Origin of the sequence: Sphingobacterium sp. MYb388 (genome assembly GCF_037479535.1) — a bacterium.
Lineage (GTDB): Bacteria > Bacteroidota > Bacteroidia > Sphingobacteriales > Sphingobacteriaceae > Sphingobacterium > Sphingobacterium anhuiense.
Genome location: NZ_JBBGYV010000016.1, coordinates 29,024 through 50,108, shown reverse-complemented (window position 1 = coordinate 50,108; position 21,085 = coordinate 29,024). Strand labels below are relative to the sequence as shown.

The 21,085-nt window shown below is 37.8% G+C and carries 15 protein-coding genes; 10 read left to right on the top strand and 5 right to left on the bottom strand.

The window, feature by feature from the left end:
* Positions 1-656: 656 nt before the first annotated feature.
* The 7 genes from WH188_RS26025 to WH188_RS25995 all read left to right on the top strand — a co-directional run bounded on the left by WH188_RS26025 (position 657) and on the right by WH188_RS25995 (position 10,802).
* On the top strand, positions 657-1,370 hold the full coding sequence (locus WH188_RS26025; protein ID WP_339424861.1) for a hypothetical protein: 714 nt from the start codon (positions 657-659) through the stop codon (positions 1,368-1,370).
* A gap of 176 nt (positions 1,371-1,546) precedes the next feature.
* Positions 1,547-3,364: a DNA translocase FtsK gene (locus tag WH188_RS26020; RefSeq protein ID WP_339424860.1), complete on the top strand. Its 1,818-nt coding sequence runs from the start codon at positions 1,547-1,549 to the stop codon at positions 3,362-3,364.
* A gap of 252 nt (positions 3,365-3,616) precedes the next feature.
* Positions 3,617-5,872 (top strand): tellurite resistance TerB C-terminal domain-containing protein, encoded by a 2,256-nt coding sequence (locus WH188_RS26015; RefSeq protein WP_339424859.1) that lies wholly within the window; start codon positions 3,617-3,619, stop codon positions 5,870-5,872.
* Positions 5,869-7,182, top strand: a complete 1,314-nt coding sequence (locus WH188_RS26010; protein WP_339424858.1) for an ATP-binding protein — start codon at positions 5,869-5,871, stop codon at positions 7,180-7,182. Before WH188_RS26015 ends, WH188_RS26010 begins: the two co-directional genes overlap by 4 nt.
* Before the next feature lies 1 nt (position 7,183).
* The gene (locus tag WH188_RS26005) at positions 7,184-9,349 is read left to right on the top strand and encodes a DEAD/DEAH box helicase (RefSeq protein ID WP_339424857.1); all 2,166 of its coding nucleotides are present in this window, start codon (positions 7,184-7,186) and stop codon (positions 9,347-9,349) included.
* A 17-nt stretch (positions 9,350-9,366) separates the two neighbouring features.
* Positions 9,367-9,990: a hypothetical protein gene (locus WH188_RS26000; RefSeq protein WP_339424856.1), complete on the top strand. Its 624-nt coding sequence runs from the start codon at positions 9,367-9,369 to the stop codon at positions 9,988-9,990.
* Between the two features lie 215 nt (positions 9,991-10,205).
* On the top strand, positions 10,206-10,802 hold the full coding sequence (locus WH188_RS25995) for a DNA alkylation repair protein (RefSeq protein WP_339424855.1): 597 nt from the start codon (positions 10,206-10,208) through the stop codon (positions 10,800-10,802).
* 226 nt (positions 10,803-11,028) lie between these two features.
* Here WH188_RS25995 and WH188_RS25990 read toward each other — a convergent pair whose 3' ends face one another.
* From WH188_RS25990 to WH188_RS25980, 3 genes are all read right to left on the bottom strand, one after another.
* On the bottom strand, positions 11,029-11,760 hold the full coding sequence (locus WH188_RS25990) for a hypothetical protein (RefSeq protein WP_339424854.1): 732 nt from the start codon (positions 11,758-11,760) through the stop codon (positions 11,029-11,031).
* Positions 11,761-11,778: 18 nt separating this feature from the next.
* Positions 11,779-12,579: an SOS response-associated peptidase gene (locus WH188_RS25985; RefSeq protein WP_339424853.1), complete on the bottom strand. Its 801-nt coding sequence runs from the start codon at positions 12,577-12,579 to the stop codon at positions 11,779-11,781.
* Between the two features lie 70 nt (positions 12,580-12,649).
* Positions 12,650-13,123, bottom strand: coding sequence for a hypothetical protein (locus WH188_RS25980; protein ID WP_339424852.1), 474 nt, complete (start codon positions 13,121-13,123; stop codon positions 12,650-12,652).
* A gap of 707 nt (positions 13,124-13,830) precedes the next feature.
* Here WH188_RS25980 and WH188_RS25975 point away from each other — a divergent pair.
* On the top strand, positions 13,831-14,400 hold the full coding sequence (locus tag WH188_RS25975; protein ID WP_132767928.1) for a DUF6088 family protein: 570 nt from the start codon (positions 13,831-13,833) through the stop codon (positions 14,398-14,400).
* Positions 14,401-14,503: 103 nt separating this feature from the next.
* Positions 14,504-15,349 (top strand): nucleotidyl transferase AbiEii/AbiGii toxin family protein, encoded by an 846-nt coding sequence (locus tag WH188_RS25970; protein WP_339424851.1) that lies wholly within the window; start codon positions 14,504-14,506, stop codon positions 15,347-15,349.
* A 160-nt stretch (positions 15,350-15,509) separates the two neighbouring features.
* Here the strand turns inward: WH188_RS25970 and WH188_RS25965 are convergent, their stop codons facing one another.
* Both WH188_RS25965 and dinB read right to left on the bottom strand, forming a co-directional pair.
* Positions 15,510-18,446, bottom strand: coding sequence for a DNA polymerase III subunit alpha (locus tag WH188_RS25965; protein WP_339424850.1), 2,937 nt, complete (start codon positions 18,444-18,446; stop codon positions 15,510-15,512).
* On the bottom strand, positions 18,436-19,614 hold the full coding sequence (dinB, locus tag WH188_RS25960; RefSeq protein ID WP_339424849.1) for a DNA polymerase IV: 1,179 nt from the start codon (positions 19,612-19,614) through the stop codon (positions 18,436-18,438). Before dinB ends, WH188_RS25965 begins: the two co-directional genes overlap by 11 nt.
* Positions 19,615-20,105: 491 nt before the next feature.
* Here dinB and WH188_RS25955 point away from each other — a divergent pair, with 491 nt between their 5' ends.
* The gene (locus WH188_RS25955; protein ID WP_339424848.1) at positions 20,106-21,017 is read left to right on the top strand and encodes a hypothetical protein; all 912 of its coding nucleotides are present in this window, start codon (positions 20,106-20,108) and stop codon (positions 21,015-21,017) included.
* The last annotated feature ends 68 nt before the right edge of the window (positions 21,018-21,085 follow it).

Here is a 21,085-nt window from a genome sequence, read left to right as displayed (position 1 = left end):
CGAATGAAAAGAAACGGGTATATTATTGGAATTGTCTTTATCTTTATTTTTCATAAACTATTAATTTAGAATATGATGCAAAATTACAAACAGAAAAAAAGTATAGGGTACCAAAAATAATCTGAATACTATCTTTTTGATAGCTGAATTCAAGAGGCAACCAATTGATTTAGAGTACGCCTTTCGAAAACTTTATGCTGTCGATGAATTTTGAAACTGCCCTGTTAATAGCGAACAGCCTTCACCACAACAATATTTCTGAAATCACAATCGGAGAAGAAGCTAAGTTAGCTAAAGATCTTCCAAACGGATAAAGAGAGGCCAAGAACTGCGACTTAAAGGAAAGTCAATATTTGAATTTTCTGACGATGGAAAAACTTTGAGGTTGGTGGATGTTACTGGTAGATTTTTATTATAGCTCCTGTTTTTGTTTTGATAATTGCGGGAGCGCCCAAGGAAAAATCCCGAAGGGATCTGCGAAGCAAAATAAACGAAGCTCACTCCTATTTCACTCAAAGCATTGGCTCCAATAACAGCTGTTGTTGATATGGGATTTTTGTGTTGATCGGTTTAATTAAAAAATACGGGAAGCCGTATTCATATACAGATGAATTGCAATAAATTAGATCTAACCTTACAGGTTTTATAATCGTCTTATGAAATACAGCATTTTTTATTTATTTCCTTTAGTAGCAATGTTATGCATCAATTGTACCACATCAGGTACTAATGTAAATACAAGTTCATCAATGGATACAATTAGAAGTGAGCACATAACTCTTCTTGGATACGAAATTTCAGCACCAACAATTACTACAAGCTCAACTAGAACTCTGTACAGAGCGGATATCATTTTAAAAGATGACGATGGTTTAAATGAAGAAAGGAATAGGCAACTTTTAATCCATATATATGATTCAATACGAAATAGCAGCTATCGCCCTAATGCTCTCAATCTCTTTCTGTTTCAAACGGTGGAGCATAGTGAAAGTGGTATGGGACAATGGATTGCTCGAATTTCAAAAGCTAAAATTGAAAATGAGCCTACTATAGCCGTACAGCACTTTAAAACGAGTCTCGAAAATGAATACGTACAAGGTGACGACAAATTACTTAGTCTTAATGATAGAAAAATGATATTCAAAGAGATTATCGAAGCTGAAGATAAATCAATGCAATTGGCAGACAAAAAGTATCCGAGAACAAGTACTAGTAATTCTGACATGAATGACGATTATCAAAAAAAGTTAGTGAAAAAGCTCAAAGTCGCAATCCAAAACAAATATAAAGTTGATGAGAAAAGGTTAAAAGCAATATCACGCGAAGGATTAGAACATAACTGGCCAATGCCTCCTATATTAAAGGATTAGTATTCTAAATAAATTGAATAGTTATTTAAAAAAAACTGAAGACGAAACAAGCAGAATTTAATGTTATCTTTAATTACCAATTATGAACATCTAAATCTTATATAGAAATAAAAGATCACGACCAAATCAACTTAAATAGAAACGATTAAAAAATAATGGTAGGAAAAGAATAAACTATGAAAGACGAAGCGAGACTTGAAAACATAGAGCAATTAAAAAATCTTATTGAAGCAGACTCGAATGAACATGCTCTAAAAGAGATAGCTACGTTGTTTGTAAGTGCGATGAATGATTGGCCATCCCAAAATCAAACTAATATCAATGAATATATAGAAGAGTTACATAACTATTTTGGGACACCCATTACTAAAGATGCAATATTGAGTAAAACCACAAGTGATTCTAGTGAGGATTCATGGAGGAAAGAATCTGCCGCTTCGCTCTTAGAATTGCTCGACATTGCAGAAAAACAATATCAAGATGAAGATCTCAAACAGCTTATCCAAACGATTGTCAAATACTACCAGAATCCTTCAGTAATTACTGATCCGGAGGCATTATTAGAACAATTTGGAGTATATGATGAAAAGATGGATTTATCTAGTTACCAATATCCAACATTAGAATTATTGCCAAGTTTACTCCAGCCTTTATTTTCAAAAATGGGACAAGAAGCTTCTCAGTATAAACTTCCTCTTCTTCTTGATGGTTCCGAAGATTTAAAACTTCGTGAGCTTTACCATCATCCTAATATTTTATTAGCAGGTACCATAGCTTCTGGCAAAACGCAATTCGTCTATAACCAGTTGGTCATGTGGCTGTATTTATACCACCCAGCACAATTAAAACTCGTGATATGCAGAAGTAAGCCTGTTGATTATAATACGTTGGCTATATTGGAGAGACATTTCTTAGCAGCTTTACCAGGTGTAGAAACACCTTTAGTGGAAGGAAAGCAGGCATGCTCAACTATTGATGCAATTATATTAGAGTGTGAGCAAAGATTTAATTTGTTTCAAAAAGCGGGGGTTAAAGGGGTTGAGGATTATAATAACAAATTCATAAATAGAACTCTTGATCCTAATCTAGGACATAGATACCTCCCTAACATTGTGTTAGTAATGGATGATATTCAGACATTTTTAGATGAAAATACGATCAAATCGCTTATAGCACTTACTCAGATGAATCTTTATACAGGAATCTATCTACTCGCTGTAACAAGCCAAATTATGTCGCGCATCATAACACCTCAATTGAGAGCTAATTTCAGTGTCCGTATCGGCATGAAGCTGATGTCTCAAAATGAATCAAAAAAAATATTAGATCGTGTTGGTGCTGAGAAACTAGCATCTCCTGGGGAATTAATTTATGAACAAGGAGAAAGACTAGTAAAAGGTACTCAACCATATGTAGAATATAACTTTATAACTGCTATTTGTGAATTTATAAGTGGGCAGCGAAGTTACCCTTCTGCATATCTATTACCTATATACGAAATAGAATTGCCAAGTATTGGTGACTTTGACATAGAGACGAGAGATCAACTATTTAGAGAGGCTGCGCAATTTATAGTTATGCACCAACAGGGGTCAACTGCTTTAATACAACGTAAACTTAAGCTAGGTTACAACCGTGCCGTTAGAATCATGGATCAACTGGAGGCTGTTGGTATAGTAGGTCCATTTGAAGGAAGTAAGTCTAGAGAGGTTTTATATCCTGATGAATACACTTTGAATCTATATTTAGACTCACTTACAAAAAATAATTACGAGATCGATACGCCCTCAGGTTCATCCGATAAGGATAAAAACTTCATAAATAATCCTATTGAACGAAAAGTGCATTGGGATAACAATGATGAAACCAAATCCGCTATCTCTAAAAATATAAATAAACTAGATACACCACATCAAAGCAGTCGCAAGCTATTATTATATTTACTCATTTTGATTGCCGTAACTGCTTTCTTCTATTGGATGAGTAAACTGTAAATACGCTGTTAATCCAAGCAACTAAGTTAATACATACGGTTAACCGTAAAATTATATACGGTCAATCGATACTTTTGTTACAACAAATTGTTGAATATTAATGAATGAATATTGCTTTTACGGAAAAACATTGATAAATTAGAAAAACAGAATTATTAACCGTGTTGGAGTACTTTACAGAAACTTCTATCCAACATTATTGCAGGCATTCAGTATGAAAAGTTAATGGGGACCTTTTTTATAATATTAATTGTGATTATTATTGCTTTGGTTGCTTCAAGTAAAAAAAACAAAAAGCAGGAGCGCCAATCCATACCCCGAAGAAGAACGGAAGAAAAACCGATATCAGGGGAAATGAAGACAGCGATTTTCTACTATGGAGAAGATTGGCGGAACTACCTAAGTACACAAAATTGTCAGTATGAGTTACCAAATAACTTTTTGGAAACTGCTGCACTTGCGCTACGTAAACTTTCCATTAAGGAACAGTATGATCTTAAAAAATTTTTCAGTAGTAAAGTCGGACCAAATGTGTTATATGATCTTACGTTCAGATTATTGCAAAACCGTCATTGTAGTCCAGATAAGGTTTACAAAGTATACAGAATTGCTATTGACACATTTAAAACACACTCTTTAACATCTTCTACACCCCCTCTTCCACCGATGAAGGAAGAGAAACTTTCCCATTTAGCCGCAGAAGAAAATAAAAATATAGTATTTGGTAATATCATACCCCCAGTTCAGCTATTATGTGAGGTAGAAGTATTAAAAATTAGCGAGGAAACTATTGACCATAGACCTACTGAATTAGAAATGACAATTCAAAAGGAAGATAATAGAAGCGATCCACAGGAGCATCGTGAAATCCAGTCTATGTTAGATCAATTAATAGTAGGTAACAATTCTGAAGTCATAAACAGTAATATCATTGATATTTCGGATCATCACGAAAAAATTATATCAACTCAACAATTTGCTAGCGAGAACACGGGTACAAGTTTTCCATCTCTTAACGATTTAAATATCGAAGAATTACTTGCGCGTTTAGATGATTCTAATCTTTTTCCAGCGGAAGAAGAAAAAATGATTATTAAACCTATTGAAGAAAGTACTGAAAGAAGATTTGAAGATAATTACAACTATGACGACTATTTACTTGGTAAACGTTATAAAGACAAAATGGGGCTGTCAAAAGCACAAGTTGTCCTAGTCAATAAATTATCTGGAGTAAATAATGTTTTCACTGAGGTTGAAGGCTGCTGTATAGAGACCATTACCCTTTTTCTCAGTTGTGTCAAAAAACTAAAAGCTACGCTAACAAAAAAGGGATCTGATTTAAAAATAGAGATTGAAAACCTCTCTGATAACGCACGAAGAATCAATAAAGAAACTAGGGATGGCGAATGGCTGTTCCAAGATTATTACGGCCAAAATCACGTTAATGATTATTTCGAAAAACAGGTCTACTACACAATATTCAAACGGGCAGAAAATCTAATTCGAGAGAAATGGCATCATAAACGAAAAGTTTCGTCTGACTTTATCCAATACTTTAAGGGCTTAAGTCCTATTTTTGAAGAACGAATTGGGCTTGATGTCAATAAGATTTTAGAAAACCTAATAACTTCTATCCAAGATCCAGACATGGTAACTGAGATCGAATTGAACAGGATGAATACGACGCGTTGGAAATCTAAATTTGATACAATAAAATATGTATTAAACAGTGAGACCATTGAGAACTTTACAAAAGAAATTCATTCACTTTTTGTAGAAAATCAAAAAAATTCATCTGCAGAGAACATCTATTACGAAGCTTGCAAGGTTGCATACACTGTTGACAAACAGGAGGCTATAAAGCTTTATCTACATTACCTGAATGCTGACCTAAAATCGGATAAAATTGATGATAAACAGTTAACAAAAACAATACATAAGTCACTATTTAAAAATGATCATCATGAACAGGCATTTAATGACATTATACAACAATTAAAAGAGGATCGCGATCTCGCCTCTGCAATCGAAAAAGTAGATTCTATATATGCACCAATTCGAAGAAAAATAGAATTGAATATAGACGCTATAAAAACCGTACAGGAACAAGATAAAAGTACTGTTGAGCTATTAAATAACTACCTGCAAGACGAAGAAGAAATAGTAAAAGATACCCTGATTCTTAAAGAAATAATTATGGAGAAGGTGTCAATTGAAACAGAGCATGCCACAGTCGAATCTTCTACCGTTGCTGACCCATTTATTGAAGAGATTGATCTGTCATTAGATCAGCGTGAATTGATCGGTCTATTCACTACCAATAGTTTTGAACTGACTCAGGAGCAGATAACAGATTTTTGTAAAGCAAGAGGCCTGCGATCAGGCCCTATTATTAATGACGTCAACGAAATTTGTTATGAAATTTTAGACGATACGCTCATCGAAGAGCGCGACGAAGAATATTTGGACATGAATGAGGATTATTATAAAATGATTATTAAAGCATGAAACTAACAGTAAAGCCTAAAGAAGCAACCGCAATTATCAACTCACTACTCAGTGGCGTGGTGCCAAGAATCGGAGTACAACATATTACCGTAGGACGTTCAGATGAAGTCGATGCATTTATCAAAGCATTGGACGATGTAAAAAATGGCCATAGCATGGTTAAATTCTGGATCGGTGATTTTGGATCGGGAAAATCTTTTATGCTACATCTACTCAATACCGTAGCATTAAAACAAAAATTTGTGGTCTCAACAGCCGACTTTACACCTGACAATCGCCTGTATTCAAATGATGGTAAAGCGCTGGTACTGTATACAGCTATCATGGATAACATTGCAATACAGACCAAACCTGAAGGTGGCGCTTTGGCAACTTTACTGGAAAAGTGGATAGAGCAAGTTGTTGCTTCTACTGCTTCGGAAAATAACCTTTCTCTTGTACAAATTAGAGAAGATCAATATGTAGAATTGGTCAAAAACAAGATTATGCAGTCAATCAATGAATTGACTGATGTCGGTGGATTTGATTTAGCAAGCGTCATCATGAAGTACTATGAAGGATATATAAATGATGATGAGCTACTGAAAAGAAATGCCCTAAGATGGTTAAAGGGGCAATATAAGACGAAGACTGAGGCGCGACAAGATCTTGGTGTCCGTGAGGTGATCAACGACTTGAACTTCTACGACATGCTTAAAAATTTTACAGCCTTATTTGTCAGCATGGGATATAGTGGTTTTATGATTAATCTGGATGAAGCTATCAATCTATATAAGATCTCTACATCGACTATGCGTGAAAAGAACTATGAAAAGATACTAACAATTTATAACGATTGTTTCCAAGGTAAAGTCAGCAACTTATTTATCAATATAGCGGGTACGCGTGAGTTTCTTGAAAATGAGCGTCGTGGTCTATTTAGTTATCAAGCTTTAAAATCAAGATTAGAAACAAATAAATTTGAAACATTGCAGATACGCGATTTTGCACAGCCGGTGATCCGATTGATGCCAATCGATCATAACGAAATATTTGTATTGCTCAACAAACTTAAAGATGTGTTTGAGTTTCATTATAAGGTGGAAATTGATATTTCTAACAGTGCGATACAAAATTTTATGGAGGAAATATATAATAAACCTGGTGCAAGTGAATTTTTGACACCAAGAGAAGTAATACGTGATTTCCTAAATATTTTGAGCATTCTGCGTCAAAATCCGGAATTGGATAAAGCTACGCTGTTTAGCAATATTCAAATAAAGGATGAACGCCCGGTCGATGTTTTATTAGACAGTATAGAAGAACTATAATATGGCATTTGAACTGCTCTCTGAACCAATCAGACGCTTTGTGAAGGACAAGCGATGGGAAAGTCTGCGACCGATACAAGTCGCTGCAATCAGTAAAATCATGAAGAGCGATGACAATGTGATATTGGCAAGCAGAACGGCTTCTGGTAAAACGGAAGCTGCCTTCCTCCCTATCCTATCTAAAATAAGTCCTCGGAGCAAGAGCGTTCAAGTCTTATACATTTCCCCATTGATCGCTTTGATTAATGATCAATTTGTGCGGGTGGAAGACCTATGCAGTTATCTAGATATCAAAGTAACTAAATGGCATGGTGAAGCAAATAGAACAGCAAAGGAGCATCTGATTAAAGATCCTAACGGCGTAGTTTTGATTACACCTGAATCTTTGGAGGCCATGCTGGTCAATAAACCTCAAAACGTCAGGATCTTATTCAACGATCTGAAATATATCGTAATTGATGAAATTCATTCGTTTATCGGTACAGACAGAGGTATTCAACTGAAATCTATATTGCACCGCATCCAAAAAAGTGCTTGCGTGAAGCCCACCATCGTAGGCCTATCAGCAACACTCGGAGATTTCGATGAAGCTAAATCTATGACAGGCTATCCAGAGGCCACTGTTGTACTGCGTGACCGAACCGCAAAGAGCATGACTACTTCTTTCCGATTTTTCGAGAGTTTACCAAATCAACTTTCAATAGACCTTCTGAAAGATCTATACAAAGAAACTTACTCCAATAAAGTTTTGGTATTTCCCAATAGCCGTGGCCGGGCTGAAGAGGTAGCTGTCAAACTTAAAAGGATTGCTGAAAAGGTAAATGGACATACGGCTTACTATTCGCACCATTCATCAGTCGATCGTGAGTTGAGGGAATGGATTGAACATTTTGCGAAAACAAATAAGTATCATCCATTTGTGATATCCTGCACCTCGACACTTGAACTCGGTATTGACATCGGAAGCGTAGAAAAAGTAGTTCAAATAGATGCTACGCATTCTATAGCATCACTAATACAGCGTGTGGGTCGAAGCGGGCGCAAGGATGGACAAGCAAGTTCTTTACTGTTATATGCAACTGGAAAATGGAGCCTGCTACAGTCCCTGGCTTGCTGGGAACTTTATAAGCAGGAATTTATAGAGCCGCCCTTCGTAGCATCAAAGACGTTTGATCTATTTGCGCATCAGCTATTGGCTGTAGTAAAACAATATAGTGGCTTATCTATTCCGGTTTTAAAAACCGAGCTCGAGGAAAACTTTGCATTTAAGGATATCACATCAGAAGAGTTTGAAGCTATTTTAAGTCACCTTATCGAAACTGATATGCTTGAACAGTTGGGCAAAGAGGTTATCATAGGGCTCGAGGGTGAACGCATTGTGAATTCTCGGGATTTTTATTCAGTATTTGCCACTGAAATACATTTTAAGGTGTTACATGATGGCAAATCCATCGGTGATCTTCCATCCTCCTCGCCGATCATGATCGAAGATAATATTTTATTGGCCGCCAAGATCTGGAAAGTTGTTGATATCGACTTTAGAAGCAGGAAAATATTTGTCAAACCGACTAACGATGGTAAACCTCCGATTTTTGGTGGTGAACCGGGTAATACGCATCCTTTGGTTAGGCAGAAAATGCTCGAACTTTTGATGACCTCGTCTATTCATCCTGAACTTGATGAAACTTGCACAGCTAAATTAGATGATATGCGCCAGGTATTTCAAGATATTCCTATTGAGAGTTTGGAAGATGATCGTCCGCTTTTAATTGGCGAAAATTCCTACAAATTTTACACCTTTCAGGGGTCAAAGATCTTTGATACATTAAAATTTATTTTATCAGCGGCAGGTATAGAATTCCGGCACCTTGACCCGTCAGCCTGTTTTGAAATTGATGTAGACCAGGGATTTGAGTGGTCTGCTCCAAAGCTACTTGCTGTTTTGACAGATTTAGATCGTCATCTAGCATTACGGATCGATACCAATCCAGCGATATTGAGTTTTGCAAAATGGGCAATACTTCTCCCTAAAGATAAGCAGGTAGAGCTTTTAAAAACTAGACGGTATGATTTCGAGGGAGCAGTAAAGTTTATAAACTCAGTTCGATGGGTTTATGTCAAAACGTATAATAATGATAGTCTGGAAAATTTTGTACTAGACGCATAAATCAAAATTTTTCTGTTATGATTATTACACATATAATTCTCGTAGAAATTGACACGGATAATTCGACAATAGCCTTAAAGATTAAGGATCTTAAAAGCTTAAAGCTGAATAAGTACTCAAGTCTCCAATATAATAAAAGTTTTGCAATCTGCACAAGCAATAAACACTTAGCTGTAAGCATAAAATCTGGCATCGAAGCGTTAATTTTAAATGATATGATTAATGATTATAACGGAGCCATTTATAGCATTTCAGCTTTAAGCAAAGTGGTGAAAGGTTGCAATTTTTATAAGTCTGAGATTCCTAGCGTAGAAATTATCAAGAATATCAAGGATCTAGCAAATATAAAAATTCCTGATATCGATACATACGAGGGTGCTATAGAATTCTACGACAACTATAATCTAATAATCACTCAAATCGACGAATTGATAAGTAATGGTGCTGAATTTTCTAAAAACAACAGAACGGATCAAATATCCATTATACACAACAGAAATTTACCTATTTTGGATCAGCTGAATTTCGACTGGGTATACAATAAAGATAACAATGTAGTATTCGATAATACTGGCCTTGCAAGATGGAGACGTGAAGGTCGATTCTCAGAACATAGACGACTTATAGAGTCAAATCAATAAAAAAATCCAGAATATAATGACAGAGCAATTAAGTGTTTTCATGAACGCTGGCCTGAAATTTCAACAGTAATTTATGAAGATCATATTTCCAACAGTGTAAATGTGATACAATCCCTGCTTTAGTGGTATCTCTTGATAAAAGATGAAAAAATAATCGGCTGTTAAGGATTAATAACTAATGAATTTATAAGTAGAAATTATTTACATTAAAAACAATGGATGCAAACATTGAAAAATTAAAAAGTATTGAACACGGCTTCAAACATATCATTGAAGCAGGTGATCTTATATTAAAGAACATTTCAATCAATCATTTGGAATTTGCAAAAAAGCTGCTAGATGATGACGCTTATCAGATCAGAATGTTGGCGACTTATCTTTTAGGGCAATTGTCAGTTGAATATGAAAAGGCACTTGAAATCCTTGAGACTAAAGTTGCAACGGATGTTAGCTGGAGAGTACAGGAAATGTTAGCCAAAGCATTTGATTATTACTGTCACACTATTGGCTATCAGAAATCTTTGCCCAAAATTGAAAAATGGATCAGCGATGATAATCCCAATGTAAAAAGAGCCGTTATCGAAGGATTAAGAATTTGGACAAACAGACCCTACTTCAAAGAGAATCCTGGAAATGCCATTAAACTGATTGCAAAATTTAGGTCAGACGATAATGAATATTTACGCAGATCAATCGGTAATTCTTTGCGGGATATCAGTAAAAAGCATAAAAATTTGGTAGATCAAGAAGTTTCAACTTGGAATTTGGCGGACAAAAAAATAGTATTTATTCAAAAATTGATCTACAAGTAAGATGGCTTCTAAAATGAGATCATTATAATTTCCTCTATATCTACAAACTTGCTTTAGAAATTACAAACGTCGTACTAACCATTTACTATTCTCAAATTTTTAACTTTCAAAGTAACCTGACCTTCATCACATCAATCTAAAATATTTAGACAAAACTTTGCTCTTCAGCTCGCCTGAACCTAAACATTTGTGAAAAGAGTCTTTTTACTGTTATTATTTTAGTTGGCTAAAGAAATTCGGTCCTCGGATCTATCCAAAATAGGTCACGGAGTTGCAGTAGTTCTTCTGTATCCATCAAATTATAAACCAGCTCATCTTTCTCTTCTAAAGGAATCGTTATTTGTTGATCCGTTCCAAGTAAAAAAATGGTTAAAATAGCATCCTTGTCATATATCGAGATATCTGACTGTACCATAGTAACATCATGTTTATTAAACCATTCTCTTGCCTGTTCTTGATCTAGGCAGATCAGGGAACGGGTTAGATCTTCAAGATCTCGCATCTCATCGATGATATGGGTGGGATAATTTACGCCAATATAAGCTAAATACAGAAGATGATTGCCTGTACGTAAGACATAATTGCGTATTAAGACCCGCTTTGGATCGAATGAAAAAACATAATATTCTGGATTGGAGATAAACTTATACTGCTTGCCGTAAAACTGGATCTTATACTCCAATTCTTCTAAATGATCTATTTCTATAAATACTTCTCCTAAAAGTTGCCCCTCATCTATATTGACAAGTGCATCGTCAATGACCAATAGCGCTTGCTCTTCCAGAGGAACAATGCTTCCACTACAATCTAGGTGTAACAAATAATCATCAACATCTGGAACAGTTAACGGATACCATGTCGGGTTTTCGTCGTCAACTGTATTTTTAGATGTTAAAATGTTATAACCGTTACGCTTTAATTCTAATAGTATAATTCTGCTCAGGGGGACAAACTTCATAAGATCTTACACATATCACTAAAACAAACTTTGCTGTATGGGTCCATCCTGTCCTAAAGGCGGAAGATCTGACCATTGATAGGGTTCGTACCGATGCTTGCCATCTGGCCTGTTGGGATATCCTCTTAAAGTGTAAACGGGATAATAATCCAGTTCCTGATCGGAGATTTCGTAATTGAAAATAGGTATCAGCGCTTCTTCATCTTTGGCGGATAGCCATTGCTGCTCGAGTTCAGGTGTTAAGAATAAGGGCATGCGCCTTTTGTTCGGCCCATCGTTATGGATCTGGCCCATCACGGTATTGGCTTCACGTGTGAGCATACCAAAGCTTCCTATTTTATGGATCTCTCCTTCCTGATCAACGATCTCATGCCATTGATACAATCCTGGGATATAGAAGATTTCTCTTCCTTTCTCTCCAATGAAATAGGGTACTTTCTTCTTCCATCCGTGTACTTTACGGTGCTCAAAGGTACCGGATACGGGGATAAGACAACGTTGATTTTTGAGTCTATGCCAATACGACTTGCTATCGGCAAGGATTCGCTCGCTCCGCACATTGATCATATTGCGGCGGCGGTCTTCCTGTTCTTTGGGGTCCTTGATGTAGGTGGGCAATACGCCCCACTCCATTTCAAGTAAGCCCAGCTCCTCGCCTTCTTTGTCTTTGTATATAATGGGATATGCGGGAAAGGTAATGGCCTGCACATTTTCAAAATAACGGTAGTCGTATTCGAGCTGTTTGCGTTCGTCCCGTAACTTAGGGAATGCTTTCTTGACGATTTCAAGATCGGTATGAAGTGATATGTCCCAGCACATAGTTCTTTATATTGATAGTATGTTTCTTGTTAAACACGGTGATGTATTCATTTGTTTTTGTCTGTGGCTATTAACTGATGAGTTCCATAGCCCTGACTTTTTTTTGTGTCTTACCATCGGTAATGATCGCCCATACGCGGCCATGTTCGAGGGTAAAGAGGATATCGATCGGATCTTTCCTTTTGAAAGTGGTCTGGTTACGGAGGTAACCGACAATCTTGCTTTCATACATGCGCAACATGCGCTTGTCCCACTTTTCTTCTCGAAAGCGGTTGTTGAAGATGCGATAACCGGAATTGGTTTCCAATAACTGCTGTATGCTATGGGCATCTGCCGGCATCTGTATGGCTTTCCCTTCCTTAGGCCCCAGTTCTGCAGCATGGGCATGAGCTTCTTCGGCTGACCAATATGGCGAAAGGAGAAAACCTGTTCCTTTGAGAACATCGGGCCACTCAAACCGCTGCAGTACAAAATCACGGTAGCCCTGTTCCAGAAATTCCTGAAAGGTACTACGGGTGAGTTGTTCGAATGGATTGTAAAGCATAGCGGTATTGCGTTCTTGATACGAATATAAGAAAATGACGGTTTAGTCTGCGTACAGATTTTTCAATATAAACTTTTGATTAATATCATTTATGGATGACTCAATTGTATCTGGTTTTGAATTTATAAGGTTTAAATAAGATTTTAGAACTGGAGCAACAATGTAGTCTTTCTGGCAACAATACTTTGAAAAAGATCCCAATGGAGCGTATCTGCTACAAAGGTTATCTAATTAGTCAGACAGTGTCTGACCAATTACAAAACATTAATTTTGAAAACGATACATATCAAAAATCTGTGCATCAACAGTTTAATTCTGACCTCATAAAGTCTGAAGAATTGCTTACAAAACTATCATATTCCCATTTCTTGGAATTGATTATAACAAAGTTATCTGTGAAGTTTAATTAATACAAACACTGACGATAGCCCTGTTTCAGAAATTCCTGAAAGGTACCACGGGTGAGTTGTTCAAATGGAATGTATAGCATAACGGTATCGTGTTGTTGATACGAATATAAGGAATATCAATAGAAATTTCACGGCATTTACCGCTATATGCTCCGTGGATCTGGCTTAAGGGGCATCTTGGCACAGCGGATCACCCACAATATAGAACACTTGAAAACAACAACTTAAAAACATTTTAAAAATGAAAATATAAATATTTTTGCATGAAATTTGAATTTTATTTCATACATTTGATTCATGTATAAGTTGGATAATTTAAAAAAATCAATACGAAAAGGACAAGTCTATCGTAGAGAGGATTTGGCAAAATCATCAAAATCAATAGATCGTGATCTAGCTATCCTAGTGCAAGAAGGTAGTCTTAAAAAACTAGCTCAAGGCTTATACTATGCTCCTAAAAAAACAGTTTTTGGAGATTCGGTTCCCGAAGAGAAAGATGTCATAAAGAAATATCTGAAAGGTGATGATTTTTTAATAACATCTCCCAATTATTACAATTCAATAGGATTGGGAACAACACAATTGTATAATAGTAAAAGTATATATAATCATAAAAAGCATGAAGATGTCAAACTTGGAAATAAAGTTTATCAGTTTAGACGTAAGTCCAAATTTCCAAAACAGCTTTCATCCGAATACTTAGTTATTGATTTATTAAACAATTTAAAAAGCTTGGAAGAAGACGAGCAAACCCTATTACATAATCTAAAGTCAAGGGTACAGCAATTTAATAAAGAGCTTCTTAAAAAGAATGCAGATAGATATGGCTCTATAAAAGCTAAAAAAATAATAAATGAACTAGTATAGAACTATGTATCTACATCAGCACAAGAACTTCAAAGATCTTATCCTGGCAGAATCTGAAATACGAGCAATTGATCCGATACTGATCGAAAAGGATTATTGGATTATGCACTGCTTATATGGTCTTCAAATACTAGGCTTTCAATTTGAATTAAAAGGCGGTACTTCCCTATCTAAAGCTTATAAAATAATTGATAGATTTTCAGAAGATATTGACATACATATCCACTCCGCTGCTGCTTTGGGAATAAATGAAAATCCGAAAAATACCAATCCAAAAAATGTTGCAAAAAGATTAGCTTTCTATGAAAGCTTAGCCGATCAAATAAAAATAGATGGAATAATAGGCGTTGAAAGGGATACTGTTTTTGATGATACTCAATATTACCGAAGTGGAGGAATTAGGTTAATTTACAATTCCTTTTTTAACGAATTGCCAGGATTAAAACAGGGTATTCTGTTAGAAGTAGGATTTGATAATGTAGCCCCAAATAGTCCTATAGATATATCATCATGGGCATTTGAGAAAGCGGTACAAGCATCGATTGATTTAACAGATAATAGAGCGCTACAAGTTGCATGTTATGATATGTGTTATACTTTTGTAGAAAAACTGCAAACAATAGCGACAAAATTTAGGAATATGCAAAGTTCAGGAGACAACCAAGTGAATTTTATGCGTCAATATTATGATGTTTATCAACTTCTTAATCAACAAGTAGTAATAGATTTCATTGGAACCCCCGAATATTTAGCTCATAAAAAGCGTAGATTCCCTAATTTGGATTTTGCTATTCCAATTGCACAAAATGAAGCTTTTTTATTAGAAGATAGTAAAGTAAAAGAACATCTCAATCAACTGTATATTAAAAGCAATGCACTTTACTACAGTGGACAGATTGATTTACAAACTATACTTGATTTATTAAAGATACACCTTGAAAAATTATAATTTTTATTTGTCCATCACAATCGTATGGAGATAAAATAAAGGGTTATCCCTGGTGCAATTTATTTTAATTGTATATCTCTTTCGTATCTACCAACAAACTTTCGAATAAGACACCAGTATTATATGCTGCTCATTCCCATATGTTTTATAGTTTGAACTGCTATATACTCCGCGGGTCTGGCTTAAGGGGCATCTTGGCACAGCGGATCACTTCCAGTGACGGACAGCCAAACTCCTGCACGACCTTCCCTTCGATGAGGTAAATGCCGGCTCCTCTTAAAGGATATTGTGCCAACGTGGGCGGAAAATGCACGGTGTCGAAAAACTTGCCTTCGATATCCAGGAAGGTCCCGAATTTCATCAGTTCACCACGCTTTGTCTTCACAAACTTTTCGGCCACAAAATCGCCTACCATACGAACGGTCCGACCGACATGATCCATCAGTTCACGACTCTGCACATCGCCTCGAAAATCACTCCGGGCAAGATCAAACAGCGTACCGCTGACACAAAAACCAATAAGTTCCATCTCATCATAATAGTCCTCCAGGATATGGCTATCCAAAGGTGGCAAAACGGGTTTACGGCTATTGGATTCAAACAGTTCGGCACTTGGACTCGCTTTTGTGTGCTTGTTCAGCAAAAGATGTGCTTCCCAAAGGAGTTCTTTCTTACTGCTACCAAAACTGCGAAATGCACCGATACGGATAAGAATGATCAACTGCTCGAGCCCAGTACCTGTACGTCTGATAAACTGCTCAAGATTCTGGTAAAGTCCATTACGTGTGCGTTCTTCTATCAATCGTTCAACTTGTTTGGATTCTACGTGCTGCATGTAGTCAAAACCGAGATAGATATCGCTCCCATGAATGCTGGTCTGATACTCCGACCGGTTGATACAGGGCAGACAGATGGTAGCACCCGCGACACGGGCTTCGTTGACATAGACTTTGCGGTTATAGAAACCGCCATAATTGTTGAGCACGCTGACCATAAATTCGAGTGGAAAGTAGGTCTTGAGGTAGAGACTCTGATAACTCTCGACAGCAAAGGAGGCGGAATGTGCTTTGTTGAACGAGTATCCTGCGAAACTCTCCATCTGACGCCAGATCTCCCGGCTGACTTTTTCGTCATACCCCTTTGCTCTGCAGTTGTCAAAATACTTCCCCTCGATCTCGATGAGGTGATCTTTGCTTCGGTATTTACCGGACATCATACGACGGAGGACATCGGCATCGGCCATATCCAGCCCACCGTAAGCATTGGCGATCTTCATCACGTCTTCCTGGTAAACCATGACGCCATAGGTTTCTTCCAGCTGCTCTTTGAATACGGGATGCGGATATACCACCTGACTGGGGTCATGGTGCCGCTGGATAAAGGCAGCCATCATCCCGCTACTGGACACTCCTGGCCGGATGATCGAGGATGCGGCAACGAGCGTAAGGTAATCGTCACAATGCAGTTTGGTGAGCAGCTGCCGCATGGCGGGGCTCTCGATATAAAAACAGCCGATGGTATTGGCAGAGCGAAGCTGCTGGGCGATATGGGGGTCTTCGAAAAAACGTTTTGGCTGACGGGTATCAATCGTGATGCCCTGATTGGCATGCACGATCTCCCGGCAGTCTTTAATATGACCGATACCGCGTTGGGATAGGATATCGAATTTTTCAAATCCGATTTCTTCGGCAACATACATATCAAACTGCATGGTCGGCAGTCCTTTCGGCGGATAGTCGAGCGCACAATAACTGACCAATGGCTGTTCGGAAATAAGCACTCCGGAGGCGTGGATGGTTCGCTGATTGGGAAAATCGGCCATACGGTTGTAGACGCTCAAGATGGTATTGGTCACTTCATTTTTATTGAGCATATGCTCGGGCTCATGTACCAGACGGTCAATTTCGGATTTGGGAAGACCATAGACTTTGCCGAGTTCACGCAGGATGCTCCGTGACCGAAAGGTGCTCATGGCTCCCATCAGGGCGGTATAGCCGTGCTGATAACGGTTGAAAATATAGTCGTACATATCGTCACGGTCCCGCCAACTAAAGTCAACATCAAAATCGGGTGGACTTTTCCTTTTGGGATTTAGGAAACGTTCGAAAGGTAATTTGAGGGCAATGGGATCGACATCGGTGATACCTAAGCAGTAAGCAACTGCGGAATTGGCTCCGGAACCGCGACCTACGTAATGGTAATCGCGATGACGGGCATAACGGCAGATATCATCGGTGATGAGAAAGTAACTGGAAAAATTGAGCTGTTCGATGATCTCGAGTTCGCGTGCTATACGTTCCCGGGCTACGGGGTCGTTCTTGGCATAGCGGTGTTCGAATCCATCTCCGGTATATTTGAGGAGCAGCTGTTTATCATTGTAGCGATTTCCGGTAAAAGTGGCCTTGTTCTTCACGCTCTGGAAATCCATCTGAAAGCGGCATTGTGCCAACAGCCTATGGGTGTTGTTCAAGAGCTGTGGCAGATCGGCATAGATTTTCATCAGCCGTGCTTTGGGTACAAAGACTTCATCGACAGGTGCTACTTGTTCGTCCGAGAGCTGTGAGATAAGCAGATTGTGATCAATAGCTCTGAGCTGACGATGAAAGGTATGATCTGCCGTGCGGAATGTCACCGGGGCAAGTATAACGGCTTTAGAAAGCAACTGCTTATCCATCAGGATGGCCTTGCTCCGCTCCGACGGACGGATACCAATATATTCGTAGTCTTTCAGAGCAAAACTGCCCATGAGCCGCAAGGGATAGATGATAAATACTTCCTTGAACTCCGGTGCCTGCAATGGAACTTTTGCGTTCTCAAGATTGAGCTGTGTACGGTAGGCATTGATCTCGCTAAAGCCCCGCTCATTCTGCGCAATGGCGACGAAACAGCAGGTGTCGTCCTGACGGAATTCCATGCCGGCCAGAATATTGAGTCCTGCCTGCTGGCCTTTTCGGATAAAGTCTATGGAACCGGTACTGTTGTTGATATCGGTGAGCACGGCGGTGTCATAACCATTGGCGAGCATGCCTTCCAACAGTTCGTCGAGACTTAAGGTGCCATGTCTAAGGCTATAGTAACTGTGCAGATTAAGGAGCATGGTCACCTCCTTTCCTTAATGGTGGTTCTGGAGCGCAGATGCCTTTCATCAGGTACTGGCTACCGTAGCGTAAGCGGATCTTGTCCATAGCCTGTAGCAGGTTGACTTCGTCACTGCTGTCATTGAACAGATCGGTCTGATAGGCGCCGTAGATGAGGTTAGAAAACTTGATTCCGATGAGGCGGATAAGCATGCGCCGGCTGTACAGCTTTTTAAATAGTGCCATTACTTTTTCGGTAATTAGCTTATCCGAGTTGGTGAAGGCTACTTTGACCTGCTGGGTATGGGTATCGAAATTGCTGTAACGGATTTTGAGGGTGATACTACTGGTGAGTTTCTGATCTTTGCGAAGCTCAAATGCAAGGGTATCGACCATACCGATCAGTGTTCGGCGCAGCAGATCCATATCAATGGTATCCTGCTGAAAGGTTGTTTCCTTGCTCATGGATTTCTGCTCCCGAAATGGAAGTACAAGAGAATCGTCGAGCCCGTTTGCTTTACGCCAGATGGTAACTCCGTTCTCCCCCATCACATGTTTCATGGTGAAGGCTTCCATCTGCTGCAGGGTGCCGATCTTGCTGATGCCCATATTGCGGAGCAACGTGTAGGATTTCTCGCCTACCATCGGGATTTTCCGGATAGAAAGCGGTGCCAAAAAGCCTTTTTCGGTACCACTGTTGACAAACAGTTCACCGGATGGTTTGGCCTGACCCGTAGCGATCTTGCTGACGGTTTTATTGACGGACAGTCCAAAGCTGATAGGTAATCCTGTTTCTTTTATAATACGCTGTCGCAATTCCTGTGTCCACTGCCAGCATCCAAAGAAGCGGTCCATACCGGTCACGTCGAGATAATGCTCATCGATACTGGCTTTTTCAACCACAGGTGTCACCTCTTCGATAATCTCGGTGACCATGGAGGAATAATGACTGTACAGGTCATGATCACCCCTGACAATGATGGCTTCTGGACACATACGCAAGGCCAGCCGCATGGGCATGGCACTGTGTACGCCATACTTACGGGCTTCGTACGAGCAGGATGCGACCACACCCCGGTCGGAAGTCCCACCGATAAGCACAGGTTTATCCACCAGCCCTACGTTGAGCAAACGCTCTACGGACACAAAAAATGTGTCAAGATCACAATGCACTATATTCCGTTCCATTTCCTAAAAAATCATCTCTATCCCGTCTGTTGTTTATACTTTAAAGGTATAAATACTCGATCAAATATACTAACATATTTAGCTAAAATACGTGTGAAATTTATACAATCTGATAAACAACTGAATTACAAGACTAAAATATTTAGCCAAATATAATGTAAGGATTGATTTTTTAAAGGAAAGATTGAGGATTTAGTGACAGTCAATAAAACTGTAAACGTTTACGAAAATGCCTATTCCTGCGAAAAAACTATTCCTCATCCTTGCATTTGATTCATTTATCATCAGATTTGAAGAGTTGGGATTTAAGACAAGAAGAAACATAAATAAATTTTGTGTTATGTGAGTGTTATATTAGTTTTTACGAACATTGATCATTTTTTTATATATTAGTTTTACCAATACATGAGTAAGTGACAAGGGTAATGTAAAGTTCTGTTTCACCAACATTGTTCTTGGCATTAATTTAAAACTGATCGCAAAAATAGACAATGTTTAATATTTTTAAAAAGAGAACCATTCTTCCTGAAGATTACTCAAACCTTATAGACGAAAAATCTTATGAAATCTTTCTGAAGAAATGTCTGTTAACACTTAAGTATCTAGGTTATAAAGTTGTAAGTTTTAACAATGGCGACATTGTGTATGAAAAAGAAAACAGCCTAGAAGCACATTTCTATCTAGACAACCTTCTAAGGAAATACATACAAGTAAATAATGAGGAACAAGATATTGTAATACAAACGCACTTCAGCAAATTAAAAGACCAATCAAAAGCATACACCTACCTTTACAAGGATTTTGATTATGCAACGCAATTTCTTAAAATATTACTGAAAGCAGACGATATTTTACCCAACAATGAAGATTTCGTTTATCAAAAAAGCTATCCCAATTTATTGACATTTTTAGTCTTTGACTTTGAAGATCAATTTCATTATGTAGAAAAAAGCAAAGTACATCTTTGGGAAGTAAATGAGATCCAATTATTTGAAATTGCAAAAAATAACTTAAGAAAAGAAGAAATAGAAATTAAACAATACACATATGAAGATAAATACGATGTCTTTGTATTACTTAATGGCGACTTTTCAAGTTCATATACATTATTAATTGAACAAGATTTAGACTTCACTATTGGACAATTTGGAACTTTGATTGCTTTACCAACAAAAGGAACTGCATTTCTATATCCCATTTCAGAAGCTGATATCTTAGACGTTATCGTAACAATCTATCCGACAGTTGAACAATGTTTTGATGAAGACCCAGGTAATATAACTCTTGATTTCTTTTGGTATTTTAATGGAAACTATGAATGTTTCATAAAAGAAAAAAATGATGACGGGACAATGAGTATTAGTACACCAAAAAAACTAGCGAAATTATTGAATAATAATTAAGTTAAAATGCATTGACCAAAAATTGATCATTGGAATATAGATACAGATATAAATCTTCAGGGGATCGA